This is a genomic window from Prevotella communis, assembly GCF_022024115.1.
GTDB lineage: Bacteria > Bacteroidota > Bacteroidia > Bacteroidales > Bacteroidaceae > Prevotella > Prevotella communis.
The window spans coordinates 3,076,510-3,090,927 of sequence record NZ_CP091792.1 but is presented as its reverse complement, the minus strand read 5'-3'; the positions used below and the strand labels follow the sequence as shown (position 1 = coordinate 3,090,927).

The 14,418-nt window shown below is 53.4% G+C and carries 8 protein-coding genes and 1 tRNA gene; 1 reads left to right on the top strand and 8 read right to left on the bottom strand.

The window, feature by feature from the left end; all coding sequences use genetic code 11:
* Window positions 1-20: 20 nt before the first annotated feature.
* From tamL to L6468_RS12775, 5 genes are all read right to left on the bottom strand, one after another.
* The gene (tamL, locus tag L6468_RS12795) at window positions 21-2,444 is read right to left on the bottom strand and encodes a translocation and assembly module lipoprotein TamL (RefSeq protein ID WP_237793505.1); all 2,424 of its coding nucleotides are present in this window, start codon (window positions 2,442-2,444) and stop codon (window positions 21-23) included.
* Entirely contained in the window at window positions 2,428-7,101 is a 4,674-nt protein-coding gene (locus L6468_RS12790) for a translocation/assembly module TamB domain-containing protein (protein ID WP_237793504.1), read from the bottom strand. The genes tamL and L6468_RS12790 overlap by 17 nt, the downstream gene beginning before the upstream one ends.
* Window positions 7,102-7,141: 40 nt before the next feature.
* Window positions 7,142-7,879 (bottom strand): RluA family pseudouridine synthase, encoded by a 738-nt coding sequence (locus L6468_RS12785; protein ID WP_091814076.1) that lies wholly within the window; start codon window positions 7,877-7,879, stop codon window positions 7,142-7,144.
* 211 nt (window positions 7,880-8,090) lie between these two features.
* Window positions 8,091-8,828: a 3-oxoacyl-[acyl-carrier-protein] reductase gene (fabG, locus tag L6468_RS12780; RefSeq protein WP_091852666.1), complete on the bottom strand. Its 738-nt coding sequence runs from the start codon at window positions 8,826-8,828 to the stop codon at window positions 8,091-8,093.
* A 27-nt stretch (window positions 8,829-8,855) separates the two neighbouring features.
* Window positions 8,856-9,455: a TetR/AcrR family transcriptional regulator gene (locus L6468_RS12775; RefSeq protein WP_091814082.1), complete on the bottom strand. Its 600-nt coding sequence runs from the start codon at window positions 9,453-9,455 to the stop codon at window positions 8,856-8,858.
* Window positions 9,456-9,668: 213 nt separating this feature from the next.
* On the opposite strand from L6468_RS12775, the gene L6468_RS12770 reads away from it, so the two are divergent.
* Window positions 9,669-9,741, top strand: a tRNA-Met gene (locus tag L6468_RS12770).
* 77 nt (window positions 9,742-9,818) lie between these two features.
* On the opposite strand, the gene L6468_RS12765 is transcribed toward L6468_RS12770, so the two are convergent.
* From L6468_RS12765 to L6468_RS12755, 3 genes are all read right to left on the bottom strand, one after another.
* The gene (locus L6468_RS12765; protein ID WP_237793503.1) at window positions 9,819-12,956 is read right to left on the bottom strand and encodes an outer membrane beta-barrel protein; all 3,138 of its coding nucleotides are present in this window, start codon (window positions 12,954-12,956) and stop codon (window positions 9,819-9,821) included.
* 36 nt (window positions 12,957-12,992) lie between these two features.
* A complete protein-coding gene (locus tag L6468_RS12760) occupies window positions 12,993-13,643 on the bottom strand; it encodes a GDSL-type esterase/lipase family protein (RefSeq protein ID WP_176756937.1) in 651 nt (216 codons plus the stop codon).
* A 187-nt stretch (window positions 13,644-13,830) separates the two neighbouring features.
* A complete protein-coding gene (locus L6468_RS12755; protein WP_091852675.1) occupies window positions 13,831-14,265 on the bottom strand; it encodes a transglycosylase SLT domain-containing protein in 435 nt (144 codons plus the stop codon).
* Window positions 14,266-14,418 lie beyond the last annotated feature (153 nt).

The window sequence follows — 14,418 nt, the reverse complement described above, 5'->3', positions numbered from 1 at the left end:
CTCATGCCACGCTTATCGTCTTAGAAAGGATATCCTATGGCGAAATGCAGGGAGTGCATATCCTTGAAACGGGGGATGTTGAAGTAGCCCGACTTGCCCGTGTCGTAGGGCAGGTGGAGACCGAATCCCCAGTCCACACGGATTACCAGGAAGTCCATGTCGTAGCGCAGTCCCAGGCCCGTGCCGGTAGCCAGGTGCTTGAGGAACTTGCCGGGCTTGAACTTCATGTCCGACACATCCTGGTTCCATTTATCCACGAAATCGTGGTCGTCATCGTCCACGTCGCCATAGCTCAGCGTATAGTCGCTGTTGCTCCAGATGTTACCTGCATCCAGGAAGATAGCTCCATAGAGACTGCCCACCAGCTGGCGGCGGTACTCCAGGTTCATCACCAGTTTGGAGTCACCATTCTGCAACAGGTACGACATCTGCTTGTTGCCCACGCCGCCCATCGACGGATAGGCGCCAGGACCGATGCTGCGCACGGTAAAGGCGCGGATACTGTTGGCACCGCCCACGTAGAAGCGTTCACTGAAGGGTGCCTCGGTAGAGTTGCCGTAGCACCACATCCAACCTGCGTTGATATGGCCTACCACCTGCGACTTCGAGTCGATGGGCCACGTCTTGGTCACGTCGGTCTCAATCTTCACGTACTGGGAGTAGGGGTTCTTGAAGAGCGTCTTCTCCTTCTGGTTCCATCCGTTGCCCTGTATCAGCACGTCATAGAGTGCCGTCACGTTGCCCGACTCCTCTATCGTGGTCTCCCAGCGTACGGGCGAGTGGTGCTTCTTGGCCGAACCCTGATAGGTGAAGGTGTAGCGCATCTTGGGTATGAAGTAGTCATCCATCGCGGTCATCAGGTAGGGATTCTGGTTCAGAAGCTCATTGAACTGTGCCGTACGGGTGTTGATATACTGGTATTTCAGGGTGATGGGCGAGAACTCATGACGCTTGCTCTCACGTGGTTGCCAGCGATAGGTCCACTCACCGCTCACGATGTGCATCTTGTAATAGTCGGGGCGGTTGATGATGTCGGTGGAAACCTTGGCAATGGTCCAGGGAGTGGCAAAGAACTGTCGTGGCCGCTTGACGCGTCCGTTCTTGTCGCGCTTCACCCTTCCGTCCTTGTCGCGCCTGGGCGAGTCACTGACAAAGGGCAGCAGGATACGCGGGAATTCCAGGGAGGCATCGGCACCATACTGGTACGTGTTCATGTTGGACTCCTGCGAACTGGTCTGCCATTCATACGAACCGTGCAGGTTGACATCCAGTTTCTCGCCGCCACGGAAAGCATTGCGCCGGGTGAAACCCAGTTTCAGCTCTGGTCCCATGCGACCGATGGTACGGTTCACGAAGTTGGTCTCCAGATACACGTCCCAGGGCTTGTCGAACGTGCAGTTGAGCGTCAGGTCGAGCGTGTCGCGGTCGCGCGGTGTGAACTGCAAATCGACGGATGAGAAGACGCCGGTGCCATTGATTTTCTGGATGGACTCAGAGTAGTCGGCATAGCTGAACAGTCGGCGCGGACGCAGTTTCAGGTCGCGCAGGATGACACGCGGACTGATAGGCGCATGTTTCTTGCCTGTGCCATAGAAAATCTTCAGGAAGCGACGGCCGATACTGTCCGTCATCTGCTGACGGGAACTCTCACGGAGTTGCATCCTGATGTTGCCCACATACCAGGGATGCAGGGCCTGTTCCGGCAGCGAATCGGCCAGCTGCAGACGCAGTTTCGCCCTGTTGCGCACGTCGAAGGTATCTGCCAGGTAACTGGCGTAGCCCGACTGGTAATAGTAGTAGCCGTTGTTGCGGAACAACTGACTGAGACGTGAGCGCTCGGCATCCAGTGTGGCCACATTGAACGGGTCGCCTTTCCTGGCCTGCGCCTCCTGCTGCGTGGAGTCTATCAGCGCCTGCATCTGCGGCGGGAAGTTCACGTAGCTCAGGGTGTCAATCGTAAACAGCGTGTCGAGGGTCACCGTATAGCCTATCTTCATCTTCTTCGGATTGCGCTGGGGCTTCTCCTCATACGTCACCTGACCGTGCATGTAGCCGTTCTTGCGGAGTACCGACTGGGCCACCGAGGCACGCAGGGCGGGGTTCACCTGACTCATCAGCACTGGGGCCTTGCCAAATGACTTGTTGAGCCATTTCTTGATCTTGCCGCTGGAGCCGTAGGCATAGTTCCATATCCACAGTCCGTAGGGGAATGGCGTGCGATAGTAGCTGCTGCCGAAGAGGGCACCGTTGGGCGCCGTGGCCAGTGCAGCCTCCACCTCTTCCTGTGTGGCGATGAAGTTGTCATCGTCGACATAGTTCTTGTATTCTATCTTTGTCAGACCGGTAAACAACTGGTCACCATCGGGCACATGCTTCGTAGTGGAGCAAGCCGACAGGCATACCATGCCAACCAGTAGGATCAGGAGTTTAGCGTATCGAGTCATTTCTTTGAGGTTTGATGTCTGACGTCTGAGGTCTGAGGGCGGAGGCCTGACGTCTGATGTCTGATGTCTGAGGGCGGAGTTCTGTTTTCTGAGGCTTGATGAGCTCGCTCAGTCTCTGCAGCTTCTTCTTCCAGATATAGCCGCCGCCGTATTTGCTGGTATAGCCCTCCAGCCAGTCGTATGAGTTCTGGTCGTAGAACAGTTTGACGTACTGGTTGGACGTAGGACTGAGACGGTACTCCATCGTGACATTGTCGAAGAACGACTGGTTCTGGCCGTTCTGCTGGGCGGCATCGTTGCCCGATGACACCTTACCGCCTATCTGCACCTTCAGACGGTTGTTCCAGAAACGCTTGGCGAACTTGAACGAATAGTCTGTATGGGTCTGTCCGGTGGCATCGGTACTGTTGTTCAGTCCGACGCTCAGGTCCACGCTCTTCAGGGCGTTACCCGTGATATTGTTGATCTCGCTCTCCAGGAACGAACTGAGGGCCGAGTTCATGGAGAAACCACTGGTGTTGCCGTCGGCCAGATACATGCCCGTGGTCAGCATCGTGACAGCCAGTTTGCTGCGCTGTTCGGTTGACAGCGCACTCAGTTCGCTGTTGATGCTGTAGTCCTCAGGCGCCTCAATGATGAATTCCAGTCCCATCTTGTTGAGCGAGCCTGTGATGGCCACGCCACAGTTGAAGGCCACGCTGCGCGTCTGTTCGCCCTCCTGTCCTACACTGGCATTGGTATGCTCCGTTGCCGTGATGTTCAGGGTGGGGTCCATCGCGTCGCCAGTGAACTCCACATAACTGCCGTCCTGAATCGTGAATGTCTTCAGGGGTATCACGGGGAGTGAGTATTTCATCTGTCCGCTGGTCATCGTATAGCGTCCGGTGAGCCGCAGTTCGTCCGTACTGTAGATCATGCGCAGGTCGCCACCGCCAAAGAGGTCCACGTAGTTGCTCAAGTCGGCATTCAGGCCGCATTTCACGTGGGTGCCTGGGTCGATGCTGATACGCAGGTCCATATCCAGTCCGCCAGGTGCCGGACGGTGTACGACGGTCTGTGTGGTATCGTTGAAATCGGTGAATTTCACAAGCTCGTCCAACTGGTTGTCGGTCGACAGCGGTGAGTCGAGCAACAGGTACGTCAGGTCGGTGGTGCCCAGCACGTCGAGTCGTCCGCGCATCTTCAGGCGTTCCACCGGTCCGCTCATGCTGGCGTAGAAGTTCACGTATCCTTTACCGTAGGCTATCGATTTCGCCGTCTGTCGTGAGTTGATCAACTGGTAATTGGTGGCACGCATGCGCAGGTCCATCGTCATGTGGTCCAAGTCGTGGAAATCGATGTTACCCATGATATTCAGCGGGTTATCGTTATAGGCATACATGGTGAAGTTCTCCAGCAGCAACTTCGACTGCTGTATGCGTACGGGGTCATTGTCGAAGCGCAGGCGGATGCCGTAGGGCTGACTGATGAGGAAGGCCGAGTCGACGTACACCTCACCGTTGACGTTGGGCTGGCTCAGCGAACCTTCCACGCTCATCTCACCCTCGGCATAGCCCTCGAAGCCAATCAGCTGGTCAGGTATGAAACCGTTGAGCAGGTCGAGCGGTGCACGCATCAGGTTCAGCGTACCGTCTATTTGTTCGTTGCCACCGGTCACCTTCTTGTTCCTGTAGTTACCGCTGAAGGTGGCCACCTCACGTCCGTTCTGTGCCAGTGTGCCCTCTACGGCGTGCGTGTCGTCCTCGCGCTGCATATACACAAACTCCGTGCTGAGCGTACCCATGTCGCAACCCTCGTAGCTCATGTTCCTTACCTGCATGTCGCTGGCCACGGATATCTGTTTCTGCTCGTCCATCATCAGGTGGTAGTCACCGTCCAGCAGACCTGTGATATGGGGCATGTAGGGGATGGCGGCCGTCAGCTTGTCCAGGTCGAAACGGTTCAAGCTGATGGTGAGGTCTTGCAGCAGCGTAGAGTTCTGATCTTCCGAATAGACCCTCACACCCGTGCCGTCGTCGGCCAGCAGACTCACCTTGGCCTGCAGCCTGAGGTTGTTCTGGAGGAACAGGAAGTTATCGTCGTTGAGCGTGAACACCCGGTAGCCGATAGTTGGGTTGCTGGGCAACAGGTGGAAGCGCAGTCCGTTGTGCTCCATCTCTACCTTTGCTCCCAGGCGCAGGGCCAACTGGTCCTTGTCGTCATAGAAGCGTACGCCCAGACTGGCACCGTGCTCCTGCAGCAGTCCGTCGATGGTGGCGGTGAAGACAAACTGCGGATTCCTGCGGTTGTTGGCTATACGGCTCTGGAAGGTCAGTCCGTGGTTGGGCTTGTCTATAAGTGTCACGTAGATGGAGTCTATGCGTGTGGAGTCGGCATTCAGGCTGAACAGATGGGCTTCGCCGTTGATACCCGTGATGGGCGATGTGTTCACGTCGATCAGCAGTTCCTGGAAGTCCGTGTTGGCCACCGATTTCAGGAAGTCCGACATGGGGTTGTCGCGCCCGCTGGTCAGGTACAGGCGTGCCGTGGGCAACAGTGCCTTCAAAGTGGGCTGATCTATGACGCGGCGGTTGAACTGTGACACCGCACTGTCGGTCAGTACCGACAGCTGGTTGACCAGAGGCTGGTAGCCACCGCTGGCATCCAGTTTCACAATCAGCGAACCACTCTGTGCCCGCAGGTAGGTGGTGTCTGGTCTCAGGTTCATCAGGATGCCCACTTTCTCCGGCCGGTAGCTCTTCATGGAGTCGCGCAGGTAGATATGGTCTATCAGTCCGCTCAGGCGGTGAGTGTCGTTCAGGTTGCTGTTCACCTCGAAGTCGCCTGCCAGTCCGATGGTCAGCGGGTCGGGGGTGACGCCCAGGGCATAGAGGTCTATATGACTCATCTGGGTAGACAGTGTCGAGAGGATGCTGTTGCGCTTGCCCTCCTTACTGATGCTCACGTCCATGTTGAGCGTGCCGTCAACCAGTGCGTTACAGGTCATCAGGTCTATCATGGCGTGCCCGTTCTTCAGGTGGGCCTGCATCTTGATATCATCCATGTTGTATTTGTCGTAGCCCAGGTGCGCTATGTTCACGTCGGCATCCATCCAGGTGCTGCGCTGCATGAAGTCGGTGCCCTTGCCTGAAATTGAAAGTTGAGAGTTGAGAGTTGAAAGTGGATAGTTGGGCAGGAAATGCTTCAGGTCCACGTTCTGCACATCGGCCTGCGCGTCGTAGGCCATCTGTCTGGCGTCGAAGAAGGCGCTCAGTTTGGCCGTGCCCTTACCCTCATAGGCGGTCAGCGAGGTCATATAGTGCTGTCCGTCCACCTGCACATTACCGTCGATGCTCAGTCCGTGGGGAATCCTGATGTCTTTCGTGGGTACGTCGAAGGTGGCCAGCAGTGGTTGCATGTCGTAGCTCTTGGCATACAGGTCTACGTCGGCCTCCATGTGGTCTGGATCCGTCAGGTTACTGATGGTGCCGCGGGCATTGGCTTCCAGCATCGTGGGCCACAGCAGTTGCTGGACGTTCAGCGCCAGGTGCTGCATGTTGCCCTTTACGTCGCCTTTCAGTTGCAGGGGCCATTCGGGCAAACGGCTCATGTCTATGCCGTTATAAAACCATGCCACGTCCTGCTTGCCCATCTGTGCATCCAGCGTGATGTCCATCTGTCCGGGTGCTACCGAGTCGGCTACGTTTAAGTCTACGTCGGCCCTCGCATAGATGTTGGTGTAGGGCGTCTGCAGGGTCATGCCGGGCAGGTGGATGGCTTTGTCGTCGAGGCTGACGGCACCGCTGAGCTCGTTGACCACCAGTCCGCATACATCCTTCATCGCCGCATGACGTACGTTCATCCTGGTCACCGGACTGGCGTAGAGTAGGGAGTCTATCTGCCAGTTGATGGCGCTCATGTCTATGTGGAAATAGTCCAGCAGTCCGGGCTCCTGACGCGGTTCGAAGGGCATGTCAAAACGGAACGTTCCGTTCTGCCAGGTAAACTTATCCACTTCGTAACGCTCCTTTGCCAGGTTGATATGACTGCCGTCGGCCTGCATCTTCTCGGCACTCAGCGCTATCAGCATCGAGTCGCCGGGCATATGAATGGAGAATTGAGAATTGATAATGGATAATTTGTTCGCGTCGATGATCCAGAGCAGGGGCTCCGACTCGGTGGTGTCAACGGCGGCGGTATCGCTCAGCAATACGGTGATGTCGGCATCCGACAGCAGGGCATCGCCCAGTTTGACGCGATTGCTGGCCAGTTGTATCTTGCTGGGACTCAGTGAAAAGCGGCCCAGCGCACCTTTCACCTGTACGTCGCTGATCAGGTCGAGTGTGTTGATGCGCGACTCCTGCAGTTCCAGTTCATCTACCACGATATCACCGGCCAACAGGGGCATCAGTCCGATGCCTACCACCGCCCTGTGGATGTCGGCTATCGTGTCACCTTGTTGCACCACGGTGACGCCGTCAACGCCCAGGTCCAGCGGAAAACACAAATCCACGTGCTCCACGGTGATGTCGTAGCCCGTCTTTTCTGAAGCCACTTCGGCCACCTGCTGCACCAGCCAGTTCTGGATGGGCGGCACATAGATCAGCAGTGGCAGAGCCAGTACGGCTACAACCGTTACCGCGGCGATGATGGCAATATGTTTCAGACGGGATTTCATTCTGAGGAGTTAAATCTGAGGAGTTAAAGGAGTTAAGGAGTCAAGACGTTAGTTTTGCTCCTTCTGCCAGCTTTTCCCAGAGCGAATCATTGGGGATGGGGGCCTCGATGCAGATAGTCTCTTTGCTCACGGGGTGAACGAACTCTATGCGGTGGCTCTGCAGCGAGATGCTGCCGTCGGGGTTCGACCGCCTGGCACCATATTTCAGGTCACCCTTGATAGGACGGCCGATGGCGGACAACTGGCATCGTATCTGGTGATGGCGGCCTGTCAGCAGCTCCACCTCCACCAGGTCGTAGTTGTCGCCCTGGGTCAGCACCCTGTAGCGCAACTGCGCCTTCTTCGAGCGGGGTACCTCGTGGTCGTAGGCATAACTCTTGTTCTGCTGCTCGTTTCTGACCAGCCAATTTTCTAATAAATACCCGGAATTTTGGAGATCTGCTGGCGTCGCGGTAGCAAATTTTTCACTTTTCACTATTCCCTTTTCCCTTTCAACAATCGCCCAGTACGTCTTCTTGATATTGTCCTTTTCGGCGAACATCTTATTGAGGCGGGTGAGGGCTTTTGAGGTACGGGCAAAGACCACCAGACCACTTACAGGACGGTCCAGTCTATGTACCACTCCGAGGAACACGGCCCCGGGTTTCTGGTATTTCTCCTTGATGTAGTCTTTCACAATCTCAGAAAGGGGACGGTCGCCGGTTTTATCACCCTGCACAATCTCTCCGCTTTCCTTGTTGACTATGATAATATGGTTGTCTTCGTAGACTACTTGCATGCTTTTGTCTTTTCTTGCCTGCAAAGGTACGATTAAGTGAGTAAAAAACCAAATTTATTTGAGTTTTTTCGAACGTGAGTACCTTCGAGCACCAGTCCAAAGGTACGATTAAAACCCCAAATTAAAAACTATGGGAACAATTGAAACAAAAAAACGGCTCCTGAGGCGGAATGCTTCAGGAGCCGTTGTGTGTGTATCTGCAAACGGATGCTTACATGTTCATACCACCGTCAACCTGAATAACCTGACCGCTGACATAGCTTGACAGATCTGAAGCCAGGAAGGTAGCTACGTTGGCGATATCCTCAACCTGTCCACCACGACGGAGGGGAATCTTCTGCTTCCACTCGTTGCGTACATCCTCAGGCAGGGCAGCGGTCATGGCTGTCTCGATGAAGCCAGGAGCGATAGCGTTGGCACGGATACCCTTGGGACCCATCTCCTGGGCGATACTCTTAGCCAGGGCGATAAGGCCTGCCTTTGAAGCGGCATAGTTGGCCTGACCGGCATTACCGTGAACACCTACTACAGAGGCCATGTTGATGATAGAACCACCACGCTGACGCATCATCACGGGCACACAAGCGTGGATGAAGTTGAATGCTGACTTCAGGTTTACTGCGATGACAGCGTCCCACTGCTGCTCAGTCATGCGGAGCATCAGTCCGTCCTTGGTGATACCAGCATTGTTTACCAGAATATCAATTGAGCCGAACTCTTCCTTAACGGCCTTGACAACCTCTTCGGTCTGAGCGAAGTCGGCAGCATTAGAGGCGTAGCTCTTGGCCTTGACACCCAGAGCGGCAATCTCTTTCTCTGTCTCCTCGTTGACCTGCAGGTCGGTGAATGCGATGTTACAGCCTTCAGCGGCGTACTTCAGTGCGATAGCCTTTCCGATACCGCGTGCTGCGCCAGTGATCAGCGCAGTCTTACCTTCTAATAATCCCATTTTCTAAACTTTTATATAAAATGTATTCTAATCTTTTATCTTCACTTTCTTGCCCAGAGCACCATAGACGAACTTGGCTACCTGGGGCTTGGTGGCTTCCTCGGTCATGCCGCGGGCTATGCGTCCGTAGATATAAGGCACTTCCAGTCCCTTGATACAATAGTGGGTGATGTCGGCCACAAGATCTACGTTGTCGATATCAAACTCGCCACTTTCCTTGCCCTCGGCAAATACCTTGCGGAACAGCTCTACCTCAGCATCGTCGAAATGGCGGCGCACCTTCTCTACCATCCAGATGTTGCGGAAGAACTCGGCACGCAGGTTACCATTGCGCACCACGGTTTCACGAATCATGCTGAGGTGGGTGTAGATGAGTTCGATGACCTTCTCCTGCGGACTGATTTTGCGAGCGGCTACCTCGTCGAGCTTGTCACTAAGACGCTCCAGCTCGGTCTCGATAACGGCGTAGTAGATGTCCTCTTTTGACTTAAAATAGGTATAAAGTGTGCGACGTCCCTTGCCAGAGGCTTGCGCGATATCATTCATCGTGGTATTCTCCAATCCGTTCTTGGCGAACAGTTGGCGAGCCACATCTACGAGTAGTTGTCTGGTTTTGGATATTGACATTGCTTGTTGCGAAATTTAGCTTTTGCACACTTTATAAACATGTGCAAAATTAGTGGTTTTGTTTTAAACTGCCAAGTTTTTTAGCATAAATTATGGGGAAAAGAAAAAAAGATGCATGAAAATTTGCATATCTCGGAAAATAGTAGTACCTTTGCACCCGCAAAACAGGAAACAATGGTTTTGATTCCATGTTTTTGATTATTGGTTGAATATCGCGGAGTGGAGCAGTTGGTAGCTCGCCAGGCTCATAACCTGGAGGTCGCATGTTCGAGTCTTGCCTCCGCAACTACAAAGAACGCATTTGCGTTCTTTTTTTTGTTGATAATGATGAAGCCCAGCAACCGCTGGGCTTCTTTTCTTCTGTTATCTGCGTCCACCGCCACCGAAGCCGCCGCGTCCGCCTCGGCCTCCGCCAAAGCCTTCGCTACGATTGCCTCGACCGCCTTCGCCGCCGCCCCATCCGCTGCTGCCGCGGCCGCCGAAGAAGTTCATGCGATAGCTGATGTGGAGGATGGCATACGAGTTGATGGCATTAACCTCTTGGTCGCGCCAACCGTTGGCATTGACGGTGCGACTGAAATTGGTCTGTTCGCGCAGGATATCATACCATTGCAGCATCACGGTGAGAGCCTTGCCACGTAGGAAACTATAGCTCAGTTGGGCGTTCCATATCAGTTCGTCTGTATTCAGAGTGGCATCGGCATAGCCGCGCTTGCTATATACGTGGAAGTCGGTAGATAGTACGGGCCATGAAGAAGCGTTGGCCGACTGGCGTCCGTTCAGCTGATTTAAATCGATGCGTGTGTTGCCGCCGTAAGAGAAATTCCATGTGTCCAGATTACGTGAAGCCTGGAGTCGGTTCTCTGTGCGAGCGTATGTTGTCTGACCGTTGAGTGAGAAGTTAAGCCAGCGGTTGCGATAGCTCAGCGATACGTCGGGCGACACGTTGATGCTATGCGTCACGTTGCGATCAGGCGTTGCCGTGCGGTTCAGGTTGACATAGCTTACCTGGTGACGGTAGCTACCACGAATGCTACCACTCACGTCCCAGCGGTTCAGTGTGTCAAGTCCCATGTTGAACGTCACACCGCCACTGGCATTCCAGTTGCCGTCAAAGTTGTCCGGACGACTGATGCGGCGACCGGTATTCTCTTCGTAGGTCACGATATTGCCGATGGAATTGGTGGTGCGCTGGAACGAGCCGTTGCTGCTGAAACTCCAGTGGCGCTGGTTCTTGGGCACTTGGAAACCAAGACTGTCTTCCACGAGGGTGGGCTTGCGCTGCTTCTGGAAGTTGAAACTGAGGTTGGTGGTAAACGAGGGTTTTAATCCTGGATTACCCATTGTCACCGATAGTGGGTTGGTGTCATCGTAGATGTCGAGCAACTGCGTGATGCTAGGCTGCTGAGTCTGTCCGCGGAACTGCACCTGCAGATTGGTATACTGGTCAAAACGGTAACGCATGTTCAGGGTGGGCGAGAGGTTCACCACGGTGCGCACCGTGTCAACGGGCTTACCCAGATACTGCTGGATGTAGTGTGAGCGCTGAGGCTGGATATTCACACCCACGTTAAGATTATATTTCTCGCGGTTCAGCCTGATTTGCACATCACCATTATGTGCATATTCCGTACGCTCAGAATAGCGACTCAGACTGGTTGACAGACGGTCTTCATAGTCCTCGGGCAGGAAACCGAAATCTCGATAGTCCAGCAGTGCGTTCTGAAACTGTTCTTCGCTGATGCCTAGCAGGTCGTAGGTGCTGGGGTCATTCTTCTGGAAGCTGTAGTTGAAGTTGTAGTTCAACTGCAGGAAGATGCCTTCTTGTCCCACCATCCTTCTGCCACGATTGCCAAACGGACCGCGTCCGTTTTGTTGTTGGAGGGTGTCCTCGGGATTTTCCTTCTTCTTGAAGATATAGAGCGGTTCGGTATAGGTGGTACCGAGCGAGATGCTGTAGTTCTTGTTGTCTGAGGTCGTGTAGCGGTTGGTCTGATAGGTAGAGTCATTACCCAGGCTGTTCTTTTGTAGCCACAGATGCACGCCCGACAGGTTGGCATTGCGGTTGTCGCCGTCGCCATAGCTCAGGTTGGTGCTGATGGCGATGTTGCGTCCCTTGTTGTTCAATCGTCTATAGAGTTGCAGTTGTGACCTCAGGTTTTTGTTGGTACCATAGCTCAGCGACTTGTTGCTGCGACTGTTCACCACCAGACTGTCCTGACTCAGCTCCTGCAGTCCCCTTGTGCTCAGCGGGTCGGTCACATACTCAAAGGGGTCCACATTAAACGAGGCCGAGTTGGAGGCGTTTTGGTTGTCATTACTTGAGAAACTGATGTTCGGGCGGAAAGACAGTGTGGTCAGAGAGTCTATGCTCCATTGTAAATTCATGTTGCCAGTCCACGAGTTGTTGCGTGAATAGCTCTGGCTGATACTATTGGAGAAGGCACCGCCACGCGTGTTGACGAAGCTCTCGGAGCCCGTACGGTTCCAGTTGTTGGTGTTGCCGTGGTTCCACGTCACGCGTCCGCTCATCCTGAGTTGACTGCCGTTTTCTTTGCGTTGATTCTCATAACTCACATCCAGGGCTGCCGTCTTTGTATGGCGCTGTCCGTTGTTGTTGCCACGGCCTCGTCCGCCACGACCAGAGAAGTTGCGGTCGTTCACATTGTTGGCATTGCCCATGAAGGTGTAGCGCATATCACCGAAGGGCTTCATGGCCGTGAGACGCACGCCATAGCGATTGTCGGTACCATAGCCCACGTCGGGGTTGGCCTGTATGCCGTTGCGGGCGCTGCGCTTTGTGGTGAATTCCAACACGAAGTCGTCGTTGCCGTCATCAACGCCTGTCATCCTGCTCAGGTCACTCTTCTCGTCGTAGGCTTTTACCTTATCGATGACGTATGAGGGCAGGTTTTTCATCACGGCATCATTATTACCTGTCATGAAGTCGCGCCCGTCGAGCTTGAATTTCTTTACCTCTTTGCCATTGACGCTGATTTTTCCGTCTTCGTCAATTTTAGCGCCGGGCAGTACCTCTACCAAGGCCTCGATGACAGATCCTTCGGGCACACGGAAGGCGTCGGCGTTATAGACCACCGTGTCGTCCTTAATTACCATCTTGGGAATATTGGCGGTTACCACTGCCTCGTTGATGAGCACGCTATTGGGCTCCATTGCGATGCTACCCAGTGTAAGGGCACGTGTGCTCGTTTTTGTCAGTGCTTTCTTCTGCTCTTGATAGCCCAGGAAAGTGATTTTAAGCATATAGGTGCCTGCGCTGACATTATTAAATGAAAAGGCACCGCGATCATTGGAGAGGGTGCCTCCAACAAAGGTGGTGTCTTTTTTATTTCCAATACGGTAGAGCTGGAGGGTGGCCTTCGCAAGGGCCTCTTTGGTCTCCTTGTCAATAACACGTCCTGATACGTTGTCTGTTTGAGCGTTGACATGAAGCACGCACAAGCAGATGAGTGATAGTAGGGTAAAAAAACGTAAGTTCATCTATTTTAGTCGTTGGGTTTATGTTTTTATAGACGCCTAACGTTCCCAATGGTTTAATTGCCGTTTGATTTCTTTTGCCCATATTTCGTATCCCGCCTCCGTGATGTGTAGCCCGTCGTAGCTCAGCTCGTCTCTCAGCATGTTGCTGGTGGGGTAGGTCATCTGGTGAAAGAGGTCCACAAACGTGATGTCGTTTGATTCGCAATAGGCGCGGATATACATATTCGTCAGGGGGATGTCATCGGTGCGGCCTGCCAGTGTGCGCCAACGCCCCGATTTCTCATTGATGGGCAGCAGACTCTCCACAATGAGTTTCGTGTTGGGGGTCTGCTGTCTGATAGCCTCTATCAAGCCGATGACCTGTTGGGCCACGTCAATACACGGTGCATCGTTTACCATGTTGTTGATGCCAGCCATCAGGAAGATGACTTTGGGTTTGTGGGGTGTAATCTGACAGAGACGTTCCGTCATGCCGATGGTGTTGTCGCCAATGATGCCGCGATTCACCACGTTGTCCATACCTAGACGCTCGCCCCAGTTTTTACCGTTCTCTGTCAGACTGTTGCCGAGCATCACAATACTGTTCTCGTTGATGCCGCCCTCGCGCTCAAACTGTGCCACACGCTTGTTGTAGTGGGCCGTAGAACGATAGCTGACGTGCTGTGCCTGTGCCGTTGCGGTTAGCATACAAAGGCAGAGGGCAGTAAAGAATATGATGTTTTTCCTAATCATGCGACAAAGATAAGCAGAAAATTATAAAACAGGAAGGATTTTTAGGATAAATCGCAAAAAAAATCCAACAGCACGACCTCAATCACTGCTGTTGGATTCTTTTTTTCTTCTTTGTGTTTTCTCTAAGTAACATTAGTAATGATTACTTCATACGTCTCAGTACCTTTTTATAATATCTTTCGGTAGCGCGTAGACTGTAGTTGGGTCCACCGTTCCACAAACGAATCGCTTTCTCAATGTCGTTAGATGGATTGTACTTTGACTGAATCAGAAGGAACATCTCCTTTGACTTGGCCACATCAAATCTGTCTGCCAGGGTGTAGCGCTTCTCGCTACCACGTGTCTTCAGAATGTAGTTGCATTCACGTACGGCAACAGGGGTAATCTGCATGGCACCCACTGACTGTCCGCCCACGGCTTTGGGATTTCCTTCACTTTCTACCAGAATGATGGCCTCTATCACAGATGACCAGTCAAACGGCCCTGATTTTACCGCTTTGTTTTTCGCCCCAGCGCCGAGGGGCAACAAAGTTAGAATCGATAAGCTCAGGCATAGTTGCTTCGCTATTCTCATCATGGTTAGTATGTGTTTGGAGGGCTTTGCCAAGGCCCTTGATGAAACATTCGTCCTTGTCTCGTCACGAGACGTTGATGGGGACGTTTACCATTTTCTTTGTTTGCAAATGTAGGAAATTATTCGTAATATTCCTAATAGCGAAGCCTGATTTTG

What these genes read in the sequence shown, in the direction of transcription:
- tamL (WP_237793505.1), bottom strand. Translation starts at nt 2,444, where the DNA reads ATGACTCGATACGCTAAACTCCTGATCCTACTGGTTGGCATGGTATGC.
- L6468_RS12790 (WP_237793504.1), bottom strand. Translation starts at nt 7,101, where the DNA reads ATGAAATCCCGTCTGAAACATATTGCCATCATCGCCGCGGTAACGGTT.
- L6468_RS12785 (WP_091814076.1), bottom strand. Translation starts at nt 7,879, where the DNA reads ATGCAAGTAGTCTACGAAGACAACCATATTATCATAGTCAACAAGGAA.
- fabG (WP_091852666.1), bottom strand. Translation starts at nt 8,828, where the DNA reads ATGGGATTATTAGAAGGTAAGACTGCGCTGATCACTGGCGCAGCACGC.
- L6468_RS12775 (WP_091814082.1), bottom strand. Translation starts at nt 9,455, where the DNA reads ATGTCAATATCCAAAACCAGACAACTACTCGTAGATGTGGCTCGCCAA.
- L6468_RS12765 (WP_237793503.1), bottom strand. Translation starts at nt 12,956, where the DNA reads ATGAACTTACGTTTTTTTACCCTACTATCACTCATCTGCTTGTGCGTG.
- L6468_RS12760 (WP_176756937.1), bottom strand. Translation starts at nt 13,643, where the DNA reads ATGCTAACCGCAACGGCACAGGCACAGCACGTCAGCTATCGTTCTACG.
- L6468_RS12755 (WP_091852675.1), bottom strand. Translation starts at nt 14,265, where the DNA reads ATGATGAGAATAGCGAAGCAACTATGCCTGAGCTTATCGATTCTAACT.